Origin of the sequence: Polyangium sorediatum (assembly GCF_029946465.1) — a bacterium.
GTDB lineage: Bacteria > Myxococcota_A > Polyangia > Polyangiales > Polyangiaceae > Polyangium > Polyangium fumosum.
This window is the reverse complement of record NZ_JARZHI010000014.1, coordinates 22,951-40,997: the sequence shown is the minus strand read 5'-3', so window position 1 is coordinate 40,997 and position 18,047 is coordinate 22,951. Positions and strand designations below refer to the sequence as shown.

The following is an 18,047-nucleotide window of genomic DNA, read 5'->3' as shown; positions in this document are numbered from 1 at the left end:
TTACGTCCGACCGGGCGCGAGCCATGACCAAGCGTGGTGGAGGGTCAGGGCCAGGCGCCGGCGTACGGGCCAAGGGGGGCGACATGCAGCGGCGGACGTTCGGAGGAATCGGGCTCGTGCTCCTCGCCTCCCTGCTCGGGTGCGGCGACGGCGCGCAGAACGGGGTGTTTCCGTCGGGATCCGTGGAGGAGCGGAGGACACGCGCGCTGCTCGATCGCATGACGCTCGAAGAAAAGGTCGGCCAGATGAACCAGTACATCGCGCCGATCTACGCGCAGAGCCTCGATTCCCCCGATCCCGCCGGAAAGATCGACCCTCTGCTCGCGCAGGGGCTCGTCGGATCGTTCTTGTTCGTCACGGATGCCAGCGAGGCGAACGCGCTCCAGGAGAAGGCTTCACGCGCGCGGCTCGGGATTCCGCTGATTTTTGGGATCGACGCGGTGCACGGCCTCGCCCCCGTGCGGGGCGCGACGATCTTCCCGACGCCGATTGGCATGGCCGCGACGTTCGACGTCGACCTCATGGAGCGCAGCGGCGAGGTCACGGCGCACGAGATGCGGGTGACGGGGATGCATTGGGCGTTTTCCCCGGTCCTCGACGTGGCGCGGGATCCGCGGTGGGGCCGGACGGCGGAGACGTTCGGCGAGGATCCGTTCGTCGTCGCGGCCATGGGCAGCGCCCTCGTCCGCGGGTTGCAAGGCCCGGATCACGCGCATCTCCGGGTCCTCGCTTGCCTCAAGCATTTCCTCGGGCCTGGGTTGCCGCTCGGCGGCCGGAACATGGGGCCCATCGAGGTCTCGGAGCGCGCCTTGCGCTCGACGTTTCTCCCGCCCTTCCAGGCCGGCGTGGAGGCGGGGGCGCTCTCCGTGATGGCCGCGTACAACGACGTCAATGGGGTGCCGAGCCACGTCTCCGAGGAGCTGCTCACGAACGTCCTCCGGCACGAATGGGGGTTTCGGGGGTTCGTCGTGAGCGACTGGGAGGGCATCGAGATGCTCCACACGACGCACCACGTGGCGGCGTCGCAGAAGGACGCGATCCGGCAGGCGGTGCTCGCGGGCGTGGACATGCACATGCATGGCGAGGGGTTTTCGGAGCCGCTCGTCGAGCTCGTGCGCGAGGGCGCGGTCGGCGCCTGGAGAATCGACGAGGCCGCGGGGCGTATCCTGCGCGTCAAGCGCGCGCTCGGCTTGTTCGAGCGTCGGTATGTCGACGCGGCGCGCGCCGGCTCCGTGCTCGCGTCGCCGGGGCACCGCAAGGTGGCCCTGGAGGCGGCGCGGAAATCGATCGTGCTCTTGCGGAACGAGCAGGACCTCTTGCCCTTGCGCAAGAACCTGAAGAAGGTCCTCGTGACGGGGCCCAATGCCGACAATACGGCCTTGCTCGGCGACTGGACGGCGCCCCAGCCCGCGGAGAACGTGATCACGGTGCTGGAAGGCATTCGCGCGGCGGTCTCGCCGCAGACGGTGGTGCACTTCGTGGATGCGGGGCGGGTGTTCGAGGAGACGAACGAAGCGATCCAGCGCGCGGCGGACGAGGCCCGCGGCGCCGAGGTGGCCATCGTGGTGCTCGGAGAGAACGAGACACGCTACGACGACCGCGGCGTGCTCGATCGGCGGCGGCGCGAGCGCACCGGCGGCGAGGGCGCCGATCGCGCCGATCTCACGCTCGTGGGGCGGCAAATGGATCTCGTCCGCGCGATCGTCGAGACGGGAACGCCGACGGTCGTGGTGCTCGTCAACGGCCGTCCCCTCGCCATCCCCTGGATCGCCTCGAATGTCCCCGCCGTGCTCGAAGCCTTCGAGCCGGGCCTCGCCGGCGGCCAGGCCGTCGCGGAGGTGCTCTTCGGCGATGTGAGCCCGAGCGGCCGGCTGCCGATCTCGATTCCGCGAAGCGTGGGGCAGTTGCCCGTCCATTACGATCACCCGCGATCGGCCGAGAGCCCTTACGTGGACGAGAGCTTCGAGCCGCTCTACGGATTCGGTCACGGGCTCAGCTTCACCCGGTTCGTGTATGCGGACCTGCGGGTGCCCGAGCGAACGAGGCGAGGGGAGGACGTCGTGATCTCCGTCGTCGTGCGCAACGCAGGGGCGCGCGCGGCCGACGAGGTGGTGCTCCTGTTCGTAAGCGACGTCGTCGCCAGCGTGACCCGGCCGGTGCGCGCGCTGCGCGGCTTTCAGCGGGTGCACCTCGCGCCGGGGGAACGCCAAGTCGTGCAGTTCCGGATCCCCTTCGCGTCGCTCGCCGTGCACGATCGGCGCATGGAGCGGGTCGTGGAGCCGGGAACGTTCGAGGTGTCGATCGGCGGCCTGCGCGGGTCGTGGATCGTCGAGCAAAAGTGACCTCGATCCACGACCCACGGGCCTGCCGCTCGTGTAGCCTGGCATCGTGGATCGCCTTCTCGCTCTCCCCTGGTCGACGCTCGGCGTCGGGGCGCTCTCGCTCGTGCTTTGCCTCGTGCTCTTCGTCGCGTGGATCCTCGCGCGGAGGCCGGTGCAGCGCATCGACGCGATCGTCGCGGGCCGCGGTCCCCTTCGGCGAGGTGCCGCCAGCATCGGCGGCGAGGTCGAGCTCGCGCCCGACGAGCTGCTCCCGCTCGACGTGAAGATCACGCAGACAGGGGCGCCCAAAACGATCTTCTACTCGCCGAAGGAGAACGTGCGGGATGTGCGCCGCGTGCACTACATGAAGTGGGAGACGGTGGGCGAGGAGGTCGTGGCGCGTCCCTTTTTCGTGCGGCGCGCCGACGGCGAGCGCGTCCGGGTCGAGCCGCCGCCGAACGTGAAGTTTCGCGGCAAGATGGATGTCTGCGTCGAGCACACCGAGCACCTCTGCACCTTCGAGGCGCGGCTGCGTCCGGGGGACAAGGTGTACATCGAGGGGACGCTGTCGCGGCCCGAGCCGCGGCCCCGGCCGCCGGAGCCGGAGCCGGAGCCGGAGAGGAAGGGCGGCGGCTATCGCGCGGCGGCCCCACGGGAGCGGGAGGAGGTCGCCGACGAGCCGCCGCCGATGTGGGTCCTCGGTCCGCCGGAAGGCAAAACCATGCGAATCACGCGGCAGCCTTTCCAGCGGCCGATCCCCGGCGCCGCCGAGCGACGGCGCGTGCGCGAGCTGGGCGTCGGCATCGGGGTTGTCGCGGCGCTCGGCGTGCTCACGCAGATCTTGCTGCAACTGCCGCTCGTGGAATGGGCGTACGATGTGATCGCCGTCGCCGCGGGCGTGGTGCTCCTGCTCGCCGCGGCGATTTTCCTCGAAACCAACACGCTCACCGAGCCTGAGGAAGGGCTCACGGCGGCGGTCACACAAAAACGCGCCGTACGCCCGACCGTCACGCCGTGGCCCTCGCCGAGCCTCCCGGGCGCGGGCCCGTTCGCGGGTTCGAGTGATCCGGACGCGGGGCTCGGGACCGGCGTGGACGAGAATGGCGAGCCGTATGGTAGGATTGGCTAGGTTCGTCCGATGAAACGTGCTCCGTTCTGGTTCCTCGCGCTCGTCGCGTGCGGCGGCGCCCCCGCCTCGCCTTCGGCCCCTTCCGCCGGATCCGCCTCTCTCTCCGCGAAGGCCACGCCCGGGGATCTGCCGGCGGCTTCGCTCCTGCCACGGCCGACGTTCGACCTCCCGGCCGCCGCGGGCCCGGCCGCTTCGCTCGCAGACGTCCTCCGGGCGAGCCGCGGCATCGTCGTCGGCACGGTCTCCGACATCCACGCTATGACGCGTCCTTGCGCGGTCGACCTCGTCGTCGACGTGCGCCCGGAAATGCAGCTCCTCGGCGAGGTGTCCCGGGGACCCGAGCAGCGCCGGCTCCTCGTTTCGTTCCCCCGGGCCGCGGAGAAGGAGGGGTGCGAGCGCAGCCCGCTCAGGTATCGCGGCGCCCCCGCGCTGTCGCGCTTCGCCGTCGGGCAGCGCCTCGTCTTTTTCGTGGGCGGGCGCCGCGAGGCGGAGCGTGATCCTGCGCTCCCCGCGCCGCGATGGCATGCGCAGGGCCTCCACGATCCCTCCCTCGACGGCGACGACCTGCTCGGGGTCGCGGACGTGGACGAGATCCCCGCGATCGTGCGCCAGCGCGGGCCGCTCGTCACCGACGCGCAGCTCGCGCCCCTCGCGGGAAAACCGTCCTTTCGGGTCCAGGGCGACGTCGCGATCGACGCCGCGACGGGCCTCGCGTGGCAGCGGGACGTCGCGAAGACCGAGCTCGGGATCGTCGCGTCCACGCGCCATTGCGAGAACCTCGTGCTCGGGGGCCATGACGATTGGCGCTTGCCTCGTTCCTTCGAGCTCGCCTCCATCGTCGACCACGGCCGCGGCAGCCCCGCGCTCGATCCCGCGGTGTTTCGGGGTCCGCCCGAAGGCCTGCTCTGGGCCAGCACCGAGGACGCGGGCGCCCCCTGGGTCCTCGACGTCGCCGATGGCAATCTTCATTCGACCCATTACGACGATCCGAGCCCGTACGGGAAATACAACGTTCGCTGCGTGCGCTCCGCGGAAGGCCCCTCGCTGCGCGCCGCGCTCCCCTTCGCGCGGTACCGGCGCGCGGGGGGGCTCGTCGAGGACGCCCTCCAGCGGCTCGCGTTTTCGGGGGCGATCGCCGCGCCCATGCGCTGGGCGGAGGCGAACACGTTCTGCGCGGCGAAGGTCGAGGCCGGCCACGACGATTTCCGGCTGCCCACGGTGCGCGAGCTCGTCACCTTGTCCGAAGTGTACGATTGCGAGGAGCTCTGGAAGGACGAGCCGGAGGGGGAGGATGGCCTCTGGACGTCGACGCTCGATCCCGCGGACAAGAGCCACGCGTTCCGGGTGCGAAGCCTCTGCTCGGCGCAGTCCTGGGCCGAGCCGACGGTCGGGCCGCCCGCGCTCGCGATGGAGGGCGAGGACCACGCGCGCTTCCGGGCCCTGTGCGTGCGCGACCTGCCGCCGATCCCCAAGGCCGGAGCCCAGGTGCAGAGCCGCTACCCGAGCGGCCACGTCTTCGCCGAGGGCGCGTTGCGGAACGGGAAACGGCACGGCACGTGGACGTACCACCACGATCAGGGCCTCCCGTGGATGCGCCTCGAATACCGGGACGGCGTCCTCGACGGGACATTTTCGGTTTTTTATGACAGCGGCGAGCGGCTCGCCGAAGGCGCGTTCGCCGCCGGTGCGCCGGCCGGCACGTGGACGCATTTCGACATGCTGGGCCGGCGCGCGTCCGTCGTCGCGCACGAGCGGGGCGAGCGGTCCGGGCGCTCCACGACGTACACGCCCGAGGGGGCGAAGGTCGCGCGGGAAGAGACCTGGGTCCGGGGCCTCCGGCAGGGGACCGTCGTCGAATACGACGAGGAGGCGGGGACGAAGACGCGCGTGGCGCACTACGAAGCCGGCCTCCGCGAAGGCGCCGTCGAGACGTTCCACCCGAACGGCGCGCGCGCCATGGTCGGCCAGTATCGAGGCGACAAACCGGACGGCACGTTCACGCGGTTCCACGCGAACGGCGCGCGGGCGGCCGTGTTCTCGTTCCGCGGCGGCGCGATCGACGGCCCGTACGAGTCCTGGCACCCGGACGGCAAGCCCTACGAAAAAGGCGTGTATCGCGACGGCCTGCGCGACGGCGCTTGGACCGCGCTGTATCCCTCGGGCAAGCGCGTTGCGGAGGGGCATTACCAGCGAGGCACGGGGACGCTGCGGGAGTTCTACGAGAATGGAAAGCCGCGGTCCGAGCAGCCGCAGGTGGGCGGGCTGCGCGAAGGGGTGACCGTGTTTTTCCGCGAAGACGGCTCCAAGGACCACGAGGTCGGCTTCTCCCGCGACACCCTCGACGGCATCTGGCGCGACTACGACCCGAGCGGGCGATTGACGTTCGAACGGCACTTCGAAAAGGGTCGGGAGCACGGCCCCTACGTGCGGTTTCATGCGAATGGCCAGAAAGACGAGGAGGGATCGTATGCGCACGGGCTGCATGTCGGCCCCTACCGGAGCTGGGACGAGGAGGGCAGGCTCTCCGAGGAGGGCGAATACCAGGGCGGCCTGCGCCACGGGACGTGGACCGATTTCGTCGACGGCAAGCCCGTCCGGCGGAGCTTTTACGAGCGGGGGGTCGAGGTGCGGGATCCCGAGTGGGTCAGGTCCCGCTGATCGCCGCCTCGGGCCGCTCGGTTCAGGTCGCTTGACTTTGTAAGTCAGTCGCCTTGAATCTTCTCGCCGAAGTTCTGGTACGTTGGGGATCGGATCATGGCCAGCCCGAGGAAGCAGACGCACGGAAATGAGACCCGCGAGGTCATCCTCGCCGCCGCCGAGCGGCTCTTCGCCGAGCACGGCGTGGCGGCGGTCTCGAACCGGCAGGTGAGCGAAGCGGCAGGGCAGGCGAACAACTTCGCCGTCGGGTACCACTTCGGCACGAAGGCCGACCTCGTGCTGGCCATCGTGCGCCGGCACGCGCCCTCGATCGAGCTGCGGCGCGCGGCGATGATCGCGGCGATCAAGGGGTCGTCGAAGCTGCGCGACTGGGTCTCCTGCCTCGTGCAGCCCACGACCGAGCACCTCGCCGCGCTCGGCAGCCCGACCTGGTATGCCCGCTTCATCGCCCAGGTGACGACCGATCCCACCCTGCGGCAGCTCGTGATCGACGAGGCGATCGCCTCGTCTTCGATGCAGGAGATCATCCAGGGGCTCGACCGGATGATGCCGGTCCTGCCCGCCGAGGTGCGCGAGGAGCGCGCCGACATGGGCCGGCAGCTCATCGTGCACATGTGCGCCGAGCGCGAGCGCGCCCTGCAAGCGGGCACGGCCACGCCGCGCGCAACATGGGAAGAAGCCGCGGTGGGGCTCGTGGATGCCCTGGTCGGGTTGTGGCAGGCTCCCTTCACCCCGACGAAATGACCGAGCGACCTGGCACGACAAACCAAGGGAAAGGAAACATCGACATGCGCGTAATCGTGGACGAGGACAAGTGCTGCGGGGCAGGGCAGTGTGTGCTGCTCGCGCCGAAGGTGTTCGACCAGCGGGACGACGGCATCGTGATCCTGCTCGACGAATCACCCGCGAAGGAGCTGCACACGGTCGTGCGCGAGGCGGCGACCGTGTGCCCCGCGGCTGCGATAAGGCTGGAAGAGAACGAATGACGTCGCCGACGAGCGTGCTCGTCGTGGGCGCCTCCGCAGGCGGCTTGTCCGTCGCGGAGGCGCTGCGGCGCGAAGGGTTCACGGGCAGCCTGACGCTCCTCGGCGCGGAGCGGCACTTGCCCTACGACCGGCCGCCGCTCTCCAAAAAGGTGCTGGGCGGCGCCTGGAAACCCGAGCAAACGCAGCTCCGGCCCGAGAGCGCGCTCGCGAAGCTCGAAGCCGAATTCGTGCTCGGCGACCCCGCGGTTCGCCTCGATGTGGGCGCGCGCGAGGTCACGACCGCCTCGGGGCGCGGCCTGCGCGCGGACGTGATCGTGCTGGCCACGGGCCTCGAGCCGCGCCGGCTGCCGGGGCAGGAGGCCTGGGCCGGCGTGCACGTGCTGCGCACGGTCGACGAAACGCTCGCCTTGCGGGCCGATCTGCTCGCGGGGCCGCGGGTCGTCGTCGCGGGCGACGGCGTGCTCGGCACGGAGATCGCCGCGACCGCGCGCGGCATGGGCCTCACGGTGACGGTGGTCGGCCCGCAATCGGCGCCGCTTGCGAGCCTGATCGGATCCCAGGTCGGCGGGTATCTGGCGAAGCTGCACGTGGATCAAGGGGTCGAGCTGCGGCTCGGGATCGGCGTGGCGGAGCTCGTCGGCGCGGCGGGGCGGGTCTCCGGAGTGCGGCTGGCGAACGGCGAAGTGCTGCCCGCAGACGTGGTGGTGGTGGCGATTGGCTCGCGCCCGGCGACGGGATGGCTCGCGGGGAGCGGGCTCGTGCTGGGCGATGGAATCGTGTGTGATTCACGGTGCCAGGCGGCGGCGGGCATTTACGCGGTCGGCGACGTGGCGTTCTGGCACCACGAGGGGTTCGGCGCGGGCATGCGGCTGGAGAACCGAACGAATGCCGTCGAGCAGGCGATGGTGGTGGCGGCCAACATCCTCGGCAAGGACCGGCCGTACACGCCGGTGCCGTATTTCTGGACCGATCAATTCGACGCCAAGATCCAGGTGCACGGCTTCCTGCCGGCCGACGCCGAGGTGGCGATCGTGGAAGGGGATCCCGCGCTGCGGCAGTTCGTCGCGCTTTACGGGAGCCGCGGGAAGGTCACCGGGCTGGTCGGGTGGAACATGGTGAAGCAGACCCGGCAGCACCGGCAGCACGTGGTGGAGGGGACGGCGTGGAGCGAGGTGGCCGCCGCGGCGCGGATGACCTCGACCTGAAAGAGGTCAGAGCGCCTCGATGAGGCTCACTTTCCAAAGCGAGCAGGTCTCACGTTTGCCCCCGGCCGGCGAGCGTCCGCCGGTGATGCGCACCTTCGCGCCCACGCCCACCACCTTGCCGTCGCTCGTGTGGAGCTTGAGGTCCTTGTCCGAGAAGCTCTTCGGCAGCCGCTCCATCTGATTCTTGCTGTCGCCGACGGGCACGTCGGCGTTGACGCGTTTGCCCTTGCCGTCGGGCTCGGCGAAGAGGTTGAAGTCACACGTGTCACTGCAAACTTTCACCGAGCTTCGCAGCGGTCCGACGTAGCCCTCGATCGCCACTTTTTTCGTGACGTTCAGGCCCTTTTCCATGGTGGGGTCGAACTCGGCGCTGCAGACGTTCTCGAACGTGACGGGCGTGCCGGGCTTGGGCTTCTCGCAGCCGAGGCCAAGGGTCGCGAGCAGGGCCGCGGCGGCGAGACCAAAGAAGAGGCGGGTCGCTGGAAGACGCATCGTACCGCGGACGTTATCCGAAACCGGTCGGCGCGTTCACATCTTTGTGTACCTCTCTCCCATCGTGGTACGGACGACATCTCATGCGGCGATTTCTCGGCTCGATGCTCGCCCTCGCGCTCGCTCCTCTGGCCTCGGCCGACGCCGCGCCGAAAGAGCCTCGCGCGGGGCTCGCGTATTACGCGAATCCGCGCACGCTCTCCCACGTGGCCGCGAAATTCGGTCTTTCGGTCGACGAGATCGCGCGGCTGAACGGCATCAAGAACAAGGACAACTTTCATCGGTACGGGCTCGTCTTGCCCGACGTCCCCTCGACCCGAAAGCTGCCGCGTTATGTGCCGTGGACGCCGGCACGCCAGCGCGTGGCGTGCCCGGTCACGCCGTGGAAGTTCGTCGCGGCCACCGCGGGGAAGGGTTGTACGGATGCCTTTTGCGGGACCGGCCCCGACGGCGGGCGAGCGTGCCTGTGCCGCGACGATCAGGGCGATACGTCGATGGTCCTCACCACGAACGGCAAGTCCCTGCGCCTGCCCATGGACGTCTCCTACTTCAATCCGTGGGGATCGAGCTTCGTGGACGTGGCGTCCGCCGATCTCGACGGTGACGGCTCGCCCGAGGTGATGCTCTCGGTGCTGCGAACGGTCTCGAATGGGCTCGGCGAGGAGTATCGCCCGCTCATCGTCGTTCGCGACGGCCAGGAAATGCTGCGCTACGACAGCGGCATGTTCACCGCGAAGACGGCGCTCGTGCGCGTGGGCAAGCAGTGCCACCTCGCCACGGCCCACTGGGAAGAAGTGACCCATCCCCTCAAAGGGACGGCCCTTCACCTCGTGGAGCGCACGTTCGACCCGACGAACCTCCGTGTCGACCGCGAGATCACGGGGATTCGCGCCGGCGAAGCCAAGATCTACGAGCTTCCTTTTGATCCGCTCGCCCCACGCACCCTGCCCACGCAGTCGGGCACGGTGGTCAAGATCTTCCGCGAAGACGTCGGCACGACGATCAAAATTCGCACGGCCTCGGGGACGAAGATCCTGCCCAATGCACGCCTCGGCGACGCGAGCACTGGGCGCGTGCTCCCCTTGGGCCTTGTTCCGAGCAAGGTCCCGAAGGGAGAAGCGGTCTTCGGTCGCTCGCACGATTCCGATATCGTGTGGCTGCCCGACCCGAGCAAACGATAGTTGTCAGCGCGGGTGGCGTTGCGCGGCGAATTGCTCCACGCGCGCCTTGCTCCAGATATCCATCATCCAGCCCGGGTATTCGGCGCGCAGCTTGCTCACCTCGTCGAGCAGCTTCCGTTCCTCGGCGTCCAAGGTCACGTCGACGGAGGCGAGTGTATCGCTGAGCTGATCGACACGTTTGGCGCCGAGGATGACGCTCGTGACGGTCTTCTGGTGCAAGAGCCATGCAATGGCGAGCTGCGCCACGGTGACGCCTTTGCGCGTCGCCATGGCGGCGAGCGCGTCGACGATGTCGTACCCGCGCTCGGGATCCACGGGCGGAAACGCGAACGCCGTGCGGCGGCTGCCCTCGATCTCCCGCTGCGCGCGGGTGTATTTGCCGCTCAGGAACCCCCCGGCGAGCGGGCTCCAGACGAGCAGGCCGAGGCCCTCGCTTTGCAACATCGGCACGATCTCGCGCTCCAGATCCCGGCCCGCGATCGTGTAATATGCCTGCACCGAGGCGATCTTCGCGAATCCATGCAACGCCGAGAGGCCGAGCGCCTTGGCCATTTGCCAGGCCGCCCAGTTGGAGACGCCGATGTAACGGACGAGCCCTTGGCGCACGAGATCCGAGAGGGCCTCGAGCGACTCCTCGATGGGCGTGGCCGGATCGAAGCCGTGGAGTTGATACAGATCGATGTGATCGAGCTGAAGCCGTTCGAGGCTCGCGCGGGCGGCGTCCAGGATGTGACCCCGCGAGGAGCCGTGGCTGTTCGGGCCCCGACCCGCCGGGCCGAAGACCTTGGTGGCGACGACGATCTCGCTGCGCCGGACGCCGAGGTTCTTGAGCGCCTGGCCCGTGATACGTTCGGAATGACCTTCCGAATAGGTGTCCGCCGTATCGAGGAAATTGACGCCGGCTTCGAGCGCCTTCGCCACGAGCGCGTCCGCCTCCGCTTGCTGGACCTGGCCGAGGAAACCAAAGGGCCCCTGTCCGCCGAACGTCATGGTGCCGAAGCAAAGCTCCGAAACGTAAAGACCGGTGCTCCCAAGCTTGTTGTAGCGCATGAATCGCGACCTCCGACGCAGGGTATAGCCGTGCGCCTACCTTTCGAGTAGACTTCACGATCGGAAAAGGCTCATGAGCCACGTTCAACGATGAGACGAGAAGACTGGCCCGATCTCGTGGCCTTCGTGGCCATCGCCGAAGAGCAGAGTTTTACGCGGGCCGCGGCGCGCCTCGGCGTGTCCACGTCGGCATTGAGCCACGCCATGCGCGCCCTCGAAGAGCGCGTCGGCGTGCGCCTCTTGACCCGCACCACCCGCAGCGTCGCCCCGACGGACGCGGGCGAGCGGCTCCTCGCGACGTTGAAGCCGGCCCTGGACGACGTCGCGTCGGCGGTGGAGTCGCTCGGGACGCTGCGTGAAAAGCCCGCCGGGCACGTGCGCCTGACGGTGCATTCGCTGGCCATGCGGTCGATCACGCCGCGCTTGCCCGCGTTTGCCCGCGCTTTTCCCGACGTCGTCGTGGACATCACGGTCGACAACGAGAGGACCGATATCGTCGCGCACCGCTTCGACGCCGGCGTTCGTTTCGGGGAGCTCGTCGACAAGGACATGGTCTCCGTGCGCATCGGCCCGGACGAGCGCGGCATCGTGGTCGCCTCGCCGGCTTATTTCGAGCGGTTTCCTCCGCCGAAGAAGCCCCAGGACATCGCCAAGCATCGTTGCCTCTGCGCGCGGCTCTCGCCCGGGGGGCCCCTCTATCGGTGGGAGCTCGAAAAACGGGGGCGATCCGTGCGCGTCGCGGCGCCGCCGGTCTTCATCACGAACGACAGTGACGCGCTGCTCGCGGCGGCGCTCGCAGGGATGGGCCTCGCCTATGTGATGGAGTCGGTCGCGTTTCCGCACCTGCGTTCGGGCGCGTTGGTCCAAACGCTCGAGGATTGGTGTCCGCCGTTTCCGGGGAGCTTTCTCTATTATCCGAGCCGCCGCCAGCTTACGCCGGCCTTGCGGGCGTTGATCGAGGCGCTCCGGTACCCCGCGCCGGTCGGTAGGGAAGGTTAGGAGACGAGCGCGAAGGTGACCGTCAATGGCAAATGGTCCGACGGCTCGCTCGCGGACGGCATCACGGTATCACGGCGGAGGCGCGGGAGGGCGCCGGGGCGTGGGTCGAGCCGGCCAGCGGAATGAAGCAGATAATCGATTTTGCGCGGGCGGCCGTTGATCGCGGTCGTGTCCCACGGTCGCTGCGCGCGGCAGCTCTCGGCGAGGCCACGCTCGTAGGCCGCGGCGAGCACCACGCTCTGCGAGGTCGCATTGAAGTCCCCGGCGACGAGCCAGGTGACGTCGGCGGGGGCGGCGTCGCGGGAGGCGAGGAGCTCGCGCATCTGGCGGTACCCGAGGTGCTCGTCAGTCGGCGTGCTGTCGGGCTGCCATGTCAGGTGGGTCGTCGCGACGTGGAGGGGCCGGGAATCCACGGTGAGGCGCGTGATGAGCGCGAGGTCGTCGTCGCCCGGCCGGTGCGCCTCGAAATGCAGCACGTCGTGGCTGTGCCAAGCGAAGACCGTGCGACGCGCGAACAGGGCCGAGCCTTCGCGGCGGCCGGTCCGCTGCGCGTACGCACTCGCGTGGGTCGCGTCGAGGCGGGCGCAGAGCGCCTCGTACAGGTCGGGCTCGACCTCCTGCAGGCACCAAAGGTCGGACCCGAGGGCGTCGATGCGCGCGAGCAGGCGGGCGCGGCGGGTCGCGGGATCGAGCGCGTCCGCCGGCGAGTCCCGGTAGCGATCGGGCCGCATGTAGCACTGGGCGAGCACGTTGTAGGTCGTGGCCGAAAAGGTCGTCGTCATCGAGCGCAACCGTAGGGCCCCGCGGCCGCAGCGACCAGGACACGATTCCGGACATGTTCGACCTGCCGCTCGACTTGTGCGACGCTCGACCCCTCGGGTGTGCCCACGATGAAGCGCTTCGTTTGGTTTCTCCTGGCCATCGCTCCCCTCGTCGTGGTCCCCGCGGCGTTCACCGCGGTCCTCGCCACGGGATCGCCCGTCCTCCGCGCCACGATTCCCATCGAGGCCCACGCGCGAAGTCACTGCACGTGGCATTGCCACAACCACGGCTGCACCCACGCGCCGCACCTCCCGCGCGCGCTCGCGGGTGACGAGGGGGTGTACGGCGCGACGATCGCAGGCCTGAAGGCCGCGGGGAAGGCCGTCGTGCCCAAGGATCCCCACGTGGGCTACGGCGTGGTGAACCTCGCCGTGTTCTGTGTGGCGTGGCCGGGGATCATGTATGCGCTCTACCTCGTGGCCCTCGCGCAACGGCGCAAGATTCGCGCGCTCCGGCGAGGTGCGCCGTGAGAGACCTCGGGATCGCCATGTACGCCGCGTGCGTGGACTTCATGATTCGCGCGGCCGCGCTCGCGGGGGCGACGTACCGCGACGCGAACGCCTTCCTGTTCTTCGTGCTCTGGCCCGTGGTGACGGTCGTGCTGCTCGGGGTCGTCGCGTGGCAAGCCGTCGTGCTGCGGCGGCTCGAGCGTCGCCGATGAGACGTTCAAAGCCCGCGCGTGTGCTCCGGCCGGAGTCGGATTCGGCCGGAGAGCGCGGCGTCGATGACGTCGAGGATCCGCGCGCGATCGTGCGGGAGACGTCCCCCGATGGGCAGGTAGTTCGACGCGTGATTCGTCCGGAAAAGCGCCTCCGTGGGCGTGGCCTCGGCGACGAAGGTGCGCAGCTCGCGAAGCAAGCCGTGTACGTCCGGTAAAACGAAGCGGCCGCGTCGCTCCAGCGTGGCGAGGGGGGTGTCGGGGACGACGGTCAGCGTGAGCGCCGCGAGGTAATCGGGATCCATCGCGGTCGCGAGGCGCGCCGAGGCACGCGCGTGCTCGTCCGTGCGCTCGGTGCTGCCTGCGCCGAGGAGGAAAATCGCCGAGGTCTTCAGGCCCGCGGCGCGGGCGCGGCGCGCCGCCTCGACGTGATCGTCGAACGAGGAGCCCTTGGCGATTCGCTTGAGCACGAGGTCATCGCCGGATTCGGGGCCGATGTAAAGAAGCGCGAGGCCACGCTCGCGCAAGGTGCGGAGCTCGTCGCTGGTTTTCTCCAGCAAATTGGTCGCCATCGCATAACAACTCACCTGCCGGAGGTTCGGAAAGGCGCGGCGGCAGGCGTCGAGGAGGGGGAGCCAATGGTCGAGGGGCAGGACGAGGGCATCCCCGTCGGCGACGAAGACCTTTTCCACGTGGTCGCCGAAGGCCGCGCCCGCGGACGTGATGTCGTCCAGCGTCTCGGCGAGGTCGCGGATCCGAAAGGTCTTGTCCCGGTACATGTCGCAGTACGTACACTTGTTCCAGGAGCAGCCGATCGTGGCCTGCAAGATGTACGAGTGCGCCTCGCTGGGCGGACGGTAGAGCTTGCCTTCGTAACGCATGGCCGCGAGGAGCCTACCATGGCGAGGCGGAATCTCATCGTGAAGCCGCTTCGCTGGGGCTTTGCCCCAGGCCCCAGCAGGGGCTATCCGCCCCTGCACCCGGACCAGCCAGGGGCTGGACCCGAGGTCGATGAACTGCGCAATGCGCAGTTCATCGAACAGGCCCCCGGTCAAGACCGGCAGCAACGTTGCCAACCGAGACAGGCGCGCAGCCGTCCAGCGGGCCGGTGGCAAGACCATGGGGGGGTTTGCTGGCGTTGGTTCGATGGGCTGCGCGATACGCAGTTCATCGATGAGGCCGTGTCTTCAAGCTTGGGGGCCGAGCCCAAAAGTGACGGGCACGTGTGTGCGAGGGATGGGGGCATGTGTCCGAAGAGACGACGTCGAGTCTCCGGAGACACGAGGTCGTGCCTTGGAGGAACGGGGACGTGTCTCTGGGGCGTGCCGTCGACCCTCCGGAGGTACGAGGCCGTGCCTTGGAGGAACGGGGGCGATGGAAGGGGCGACGGGCTCGTGGCGTCGAGAGATGGTCACGATGCAGGAGACCATCGGCTCATCGCCCGAAGACCTACGGCCCCATCACGTGGAGGGACGGAGCCGTGCTGTTTGGAACGTGAGGCCACCACGTCACGCCACGACGTCCTGCGACGAGACGTTGGCCGCCGACCTATCAGCGCTGCGGCCTTTGGTAGGCAGGCTCATCCCTGGCCTTGACCGGCGGCGGCGTTCCCCACCAAGACAGCCGCGCTGCGGCTTCTGCTGTCCCCCCGGCTTCTTCGTCGGCCTGTTTGAAAAACTGCGCACCGCGCAGTTTTTCAACCCTGGGTCCAGCGCCTCGCTGGTCCGGGGTCGAGGGGGCGGACAGCCCCCCGCGGGGTCCGGGGCAGCGCCCCGGGCGCGACACTTCCCAGCGGAGACCCATGCTCAGCCCGTAGAGCAGCCTACTTTCCCGACGGCGTGCCCGATCGTTTCTCGGAAAAACCGTGCTCTTCGAGCTTCGCGTAGAGCTGCGGGCGCGGAATGCCGAGGAGCTTCGCGGCCAGGGTGCGGTTGCCGTCGGCTCGCTGGAGCGCGGACGCGAGCAAGTCCCGCTCCAGCCGAGCCACGGCCTCGCGCAGCGGCAGGCCGAGGTAGCGGTTCATGGGCTCGGTCGGGGACGCGGGGGTCGCGAGCTCGGGCGGGAGGGCGCCTTCGTCGATGACCTCGCCGTGGCACATCTCGGCCGCGCGGCGGACCACGAGGAACAGCTCACGGACGTTGCCCGGCCAGTCGTGACGCACGAGCGCGGCCATTGCTTCCTCGGAGATCGCGCGTGCACGGGTCCCCACGATCGCCCGCGAGACGAGCAGCGGCACGTCGCTGCGGCGCTCGCGCAGCGGTGGAACGGTGATTTCGAGGACCGCGAGCTGGTAATAAAGCTCCGCGATCAGAGGGACCTCCAGTGAGCCGGACGCGAGCCGCACCAGCGTGACGACGCGGACCGGCGGCGATTCGGAGAGCCAGGCGGCGAACGCGCCTTGCGCTGCCGGCGCGAGATCCCCGGTGCCGTCGACGAGCAACGTCCCGCCCGCCCGCGCGCCTGCGAGGAGCCCGCGGAGCTCGGCGGCGTCTGTCGACGGATCGACACGCACGACGACGAGCGGCTCGCTGGCGCGGCTCGAATACTCGTGGATCGCGCGGGCCACGAGCTCCTTGCCGGCGCCGGGCTCGCCCTTGACGAGGACGGGGGCCTGCGATCCGGCGGCGCGGCCGATGAGCTTCCAGACCGCGTGCATGGCCGCGCTCCGCCCCACGAGCGGCGTGCTCTCCGCGTGCGCCGGAGCGGCCGCCGGAGGCGCGCGCCGCTGCTTGACGGCGCGCGCGACGGTGGCGACGAGCCGCTGCAAATCGAAGGGTTTTGTCAGGTAATCGAAGGCCCCGTCGCGCATCGCCTCGATGGTGCGCTCGCCGTCGTCGTACGCGGTGGCCACGATCACGGGCAGATCGCGGTGTTTGCCCGTCCGGAGCTCGCGCAGGAGCTCGAGGCCGCTGCCGTCCTTGAGGCGGATGTCGACCAGGGCGCAGTCGAACGTGTTCGGCTCGTCGAGCCGCGTCCGCGCCTCGGCCAGGCTCGCGGCCGCGACGGTCGTGTGACCCACGCGCGCCAGGGCCGTCGCGAGCCCGAGCCGGATGCCTTTTTCGTCGTCCACGATGAGCACGGTGCTCATGCCGCGCCTCCTTCGGCCGGAACGGAGAGCTCGAACCGCGTGACGCCGCCCTCGCGCTGGTAGGTGAGCCGCCCGCCGCTCGCCACCGCGATGGCCCGCGACACCGCGAGGCCGAGCCCCGTGCCCTCGGGTTTCGTCGTGAAAAACGGCTCGAAGAGCTCGGAGGCGCGATCTTCGGGGACGCCGTCGCCGTCGTCCTCGACCGTCAGCACCGACAAGCCCCCGCGCCGCTCGATCTGCACGCGCACCTCGGCCCCCGCGGGCGACGCCTCGACGCCGTTCTTGACGAGGTTGTCCACGGCGCGCGCGCAAGCGTCGGGGTCGACGACGGCGCGCGCGCGGCCGCTCACGGCCAGGGAGACGCCTCGCTCCTTCGCCCAGGTCGAGAGCAACACGAGCCGCCGATCGACCACGTCCCGGAGTTCGGTGTCCACGCGCCGGCCGATCCGGCGGCCGCTGACGACCAGGAAATCTGTGAGGAGGCGATCGAGCCGCGTGATCTCTTCGTCCACCGCGTCGAGCTCCTGCGCGACCTCGGCCGGGACGCCCTCCGAGGTGCGCGCCATGTCGACGCGCAGCTTGATCGACGCGAGTGGATTGCGGACCTCATGCGCGACGCCGGCGACGACCCGGCCGAGCGCGGCCAGGCGTTCCTTGCGGCCGAGCTCCTCGGCGAGCCGCTCCCGCTCGCGCTCGGCCGCGGCGAGGCTCGCCGCCAGGCTCGCGACGCCCTCGGCCACGCTCGAAAGCTCGGCGAGCGCGGGGCGCGGCACCTCGGCTGTGAGATCCTCCTCCAGCGCCGCGAGCGAGCGCTTGAGCCCGCGTGCCCCGCGCGTGGCGGCGATCACGGTGCCGAGCGCGATCCCGCCAAGCAGCACGGTCGCCGACGTGAGGAGGCCTGCGATGAGGCGCCAGGTGCCGACGAGCTTGGACATCGACACGGTGTAGGCGACCCAGAGCAAACGACCGTCGGCGCTCCGCCGCGCGCCGAGGAAGAGCGTGCCTTCTTCGACGTCGAGCGCCCCGACCTCGGCGCGATCCCGCGGCGCCACGGCCGCGAGCGTGGAGAGCGCGCGATCGGCCTCGCCGGAGAGGCCCGAGCGGATCGGGATCGGCCCTCCCGGGACGGCCGGATCCTGGGCGGTGCCGCCGCGCAGCCCGAGCACGGTGAACCGCGCGGCGCCGCCGTCCGCGTCGGGCGCCTCGGCCCAGCGAGCGAGCTCGCGTTGCACGAGATCACGGCCGCGCTCCAGGCGTTGCTCGCTCGACATGCGGATGAGGCGATTCACCGACACGACCGAGACCCCGAACACGAGCGAGGCCAGGATCGTGACGGCTCCGAGCAGCCACCTCAACGACACACGGGGGAGCCTCATCAGGGCGGACGAATGATGTCCCGAATCCTGACAGGTGTCATGGCCCGTGACGAAGCAGGGGACGGCCTCGATCGGGCCGAGC

At 69.7% G+C, this 18,047-nt stretch carries 16 protein-coding genes; 10 read left to right on the top strand and 6 right to left on the bottom strand.

Translation table 11 applies throughout. The features are described 5' to 3' along the window. The first annotated feature begins 83 nt into the window (after positions 1-83). The 6 genes from QHF89_RS17920 (at position 84) to QHF89_RS17895 (ending at position 8,299) form a co-directional block, all read left to right on the top strand. The gene (locus QHF89_RS17920; protein ID WP_284720630.1) at positions 84-2,342 is read left to right on the top strand and encodes a glycoside hydrolase family 3 N-terminal domain-containing protein; all 2,259 of its coding nucleotides are present in this window, start codon (positions 84-86) and stop codon (positions 2,340-2,342) included. A gap of 46 nt (positions 2,343-2,388) precedes the next feature. After that, a complete protein-coding gene (locus QHF89_RS17915) occupies positions 2,389-3,450 on the top strand; it encodes a hypothetical protein (RefSeq protein WP_136970742.1) in 1,062 nt (353 codons plus the stop codon). Positions 3,451-3,459: 9 nt separating this feature from the next. Continuing rightward, positions 3,460-6,108 (top strand): Lcl domain-containing protein, encoded by a 2,649-nt coding sequence (locus QHF89_RS17910; RefSeq protein ID WP_136970743.1) that lies wholly within the window; start codon positions 3,460-3,462, stop codon positions 6,106-6,108. 96 nt (positions 6,109-6,204) lie between these two features. After that, the gene (locus QHF89_RS17905) at positions 6,205-6,852 is read left to right on the top strand and encodes a TetR/AcrR family transcriptional regulator (RefSeq protein ID WP_136970744.1); all 648 of its coding nucleotides are present in this window, start codon (positions 6,205-6,207) and stop codon (positions 6,850-6,852) included. A gap of 44 nt (positions 6,853-6,896) precedes the next feature. Next, entirely contained in the window at positions 6,897-7,094 is a 198-nt protein-coding gene (locus QHF89_RS17900; RefSeq protein ID WP_136970745.1) for a ferredoxin, read from the top strand. Continuing rightward, entirely contained in the window at positions 7,091-8,299 is a 1,209-nt protein-coding gene (locus QHF89_RS17895) for an NAD(P)/FAD-dependent oxidoreductase (protein WP_136970746.1), read from the top strand. The genes QHF89_RS17900 and QHF89_RS17895 overlap by 4 nt, the downstream gene beginning before the upstream one ends. Before the next feature lie 6 nt (positions 8,300-8,305). On the opposite strand, the gene QHF89_RS17890 is transcribed toward QHF89_RS17895, so the two are convergent. Next, positions 8,306-8,791: a hypothetical protein gene (locus QHF89_RS17890; RefSeq protein ID WP_136970747.1), complete on the bottom strand. Its 486-nt coding sequence runs from the start codon at positions 8,789-8,791 to the stop codon at positions 8,306-8,308. 83 nt (positions 8,792-8,874) lie between these two features. Here QHF89_RS17890 and QHF89_RS17885 point away from each other — a divergent pair, with 83 nt between their 5' ends. Beyond that, positions 8,875-9,972 (top strand): LysM peptidoglycan-binding domain-containing protein, encoded by a 1,098-nt coding sequence (locus QHF89_RS17885; protein WP_136970748.1) that lies wholly within the window; start codon positions 8,875-8,877, stop codon positions 9,970-9,972. A gap of 3 nt (positions 9,973-9,975) precedes the next feature. Here the strand turns inward: QHF89_RS17885 and QHF89_RS17880 are convergent, their stop codons facing one another. Beyond that, complete coding sequence (locus QHF89_RS17880) at positions 9,976-11,022, bottom strand: aldo/keto reductase (RefSeq protein WP_136970749.1); 1,047 nt, start codon at positions 11,020-11,022, stop codon at positions 9,976-9,978. Positions 11,023-11,112: 90 nt separating this feature from the next. On the opposite strand from QHF89_RS17880, the gene QHF89_RS17875 reads away from it, so the two are divergent. After that, entirely contained in the window at positions 11,113-12,021 is a 909-nt protein-coding gene (locus QHF89_RS17875) for a LysR family transcriptional regulator (RefSeq protein ID WP_136970750.1), read from the top strand. Here the strand turns inward: QHF89_RS17875 and QHF89_RS17870 are convergent. After that, positions 12,018-12,803, bottom strand: a complete 786-nt coding sequence (locus QHF89_RS17870; protein ID WP_284720629.1) for an endonuclease/exonuclease/phosphatase family protein — start codon at positions 12,801-12,803, stop codon at positions 12,018-12,020. The genes QHF89_RS17875 and QHF89_RS17870 overlap by 4 nt on opposite strands. A gap of 108 nt (positions 12,804-12,911) precedes the next feature. Between QHF89_RS17870 and QHF89_RS17865 the strand changes: the two genes are divergently transcribed. Together QHF89_RS17865 and QHF89_RS17860 are read left to right on the top strand one after the other, a co-directional pair. After that, positions 12,912-13,313 carry a hypothetical protein gene (locus QHF89_RS17865; RefSeq protein ID WP_284720628.1) on the top strand — a complete coding sequence of 134 codons (402 nt, stop codon included), beginning with the start codon at positions 12,912-12,914 and terminating at the stop codon, positions 13,311-13,313. Next, positions 13,310-13,504, top strand: coding sequence for a hypothetical protein (locus tag QHF89_RS17860; protein ID WP_136970753.1), 195 nt, complete (start codon positions 13,310-13,312; stop codon positions 13,502-13,504). The genes QHF89_RS17865 and QHF89_RS17860 overlap by 4 nt, the downstream gene beginning before the upstream one ends. A gap of 5 nt (positions 13,505-13,509) precedes the next feature. Here QHF89_RS17860 and QHF89_RS17855 read toward each other — a convergent pair whose 3' ends face one another. The 3 genes from QHF89_RS17855 to QHF89_RS17845 form a co-directional block, all read right to left on the bottom strand. Continuing rightward, positions 13,510-14,382, bottom strand: a complete 873-nt coding sequence (locus QHF89_RS17855) for a radical SAM protein (RefSeq protein ID WP_284720627.1) — start codon at positions 14,380-14,382, stop codon at positions 13,510-13,512. A 941-nt stretch (positions 14,383-15,323) separates the two neighbouring features. After that, positions 15,324-16,589, bottom strand: coding sequence for a sigma-54-dependent transcriptional regulator (locus tag QHF89_RS17850; RefSeq protein WP_136970755.1), 1,266 nt, complete (start codon positions 16,587-16,589; stop codon positions 15,324-15,326). Continuing rightward, on the bottom strand, positions 16,586-17,950 hold the full coding sequence (locus QHF89_RS17845; RefSeq protein WP_136970756.1) for a sensor histidine kinase: 1,365 nt from the start codon (positions 17,948-17,950) through the stop codon (positions 16,586-16,588). Before QHF89_RS17845 ends, QHF89_RS17850 begins: the two co-directional genes overlap by 4 nt. Positions 17,951-18,047 lie beyond the last annotated feature (97 nt).

Coding starts and splice junctions, on each gene's coding strand:
- QHF89_RS17885 (WP_136970748.1), top strand. CDS start 8,875: ATGCGGCGATTTCTCGGCTCGATGCTCGCCCTCGCGCTCGCTCCTCTG.
- QHF89_RS17855 (WP_284720627.1), bottom strand. CDS start 14,382: ATGCGTTACGAAGGCAAGCTCTACCGTCCGCCCAGCGAGGCGCACTCG.
- QHF89_RS17870 (WP_284720629.1), bottom strand. CDS start 12,803: ATGACGACGACCTTTTCGGCCACGACCTACAACGTGCTCGCCCAGTGC.
- QHF89_RS17900 (WP_136970745.1), top strand. CDS start 6,897: ATGCGCGTAATCGTGGACGAGGACAAGTGCTGCGGGGCAGGGCAGTGT.
- QHF89_RS17850 (WP_136970755.1), bottom strand. CDS start 16,589: ATGAGCACCGTGCTCATCGTGGACGACGAAAAAGGCATCCGGCTCGGG.
- QHF89_RS17890 (WP_136970747.1), bottom strand. CDS start 8,791: ATGCGTCTTCCAGCGACCCGCCTCTTCTTTGGTCTCGCCGCCGCGGCC.
- QHF89_RS17905 (WP_136970744.1), top strand. CDS start 6,205: ATGGCCAGCCCGAGGAAGCAGACGCACGGAAATGAGACCCGCGAGGTC.
- QHF89_RS17920 (WP_284720630.1), top strand. CDS start 84: ATGCAGCGGCGGACGTTCGGAGGAATCGGGCTCGTGCTCCTCGCCTCC.
- QHF89_RS17880 (WP_136970749.1), bottom strand. CDS start 11,022: ATGCGCTACAACAAGCTTGGGAGCACCGGTCTTTACGTTTCGGAGCTT.
- QHF89_RS17865 (WP_284720628.1), top strand. CDS start 12,912: ATGAAGCGCTTCGTTTGGTTTCTCCTGGCCATCGCTCCCCTCGTCGTG.
- QHF89_RS17875 (WP_136970750.1), top strand. CDS start 11,113: ATGAGACGAGAAGACTGGCCCGATCTCGTGGCCTTCGTGGCCATCGCC.
- QHF89_RS17910 (WP_136970743.1), top strand. CDS start 3,460: ATGAAACGTGCTCCGTTCTGGTTCCTCGCGCTCGTCGCGTGCGGCGGC.
- QHF89_RS17895 (WP_136970746.1), top strand. CDS start 7,091: ATGACGTCGCCGACGAGCGTGCTCGTCGTGGGCGCCTCCGCAGGCGGC.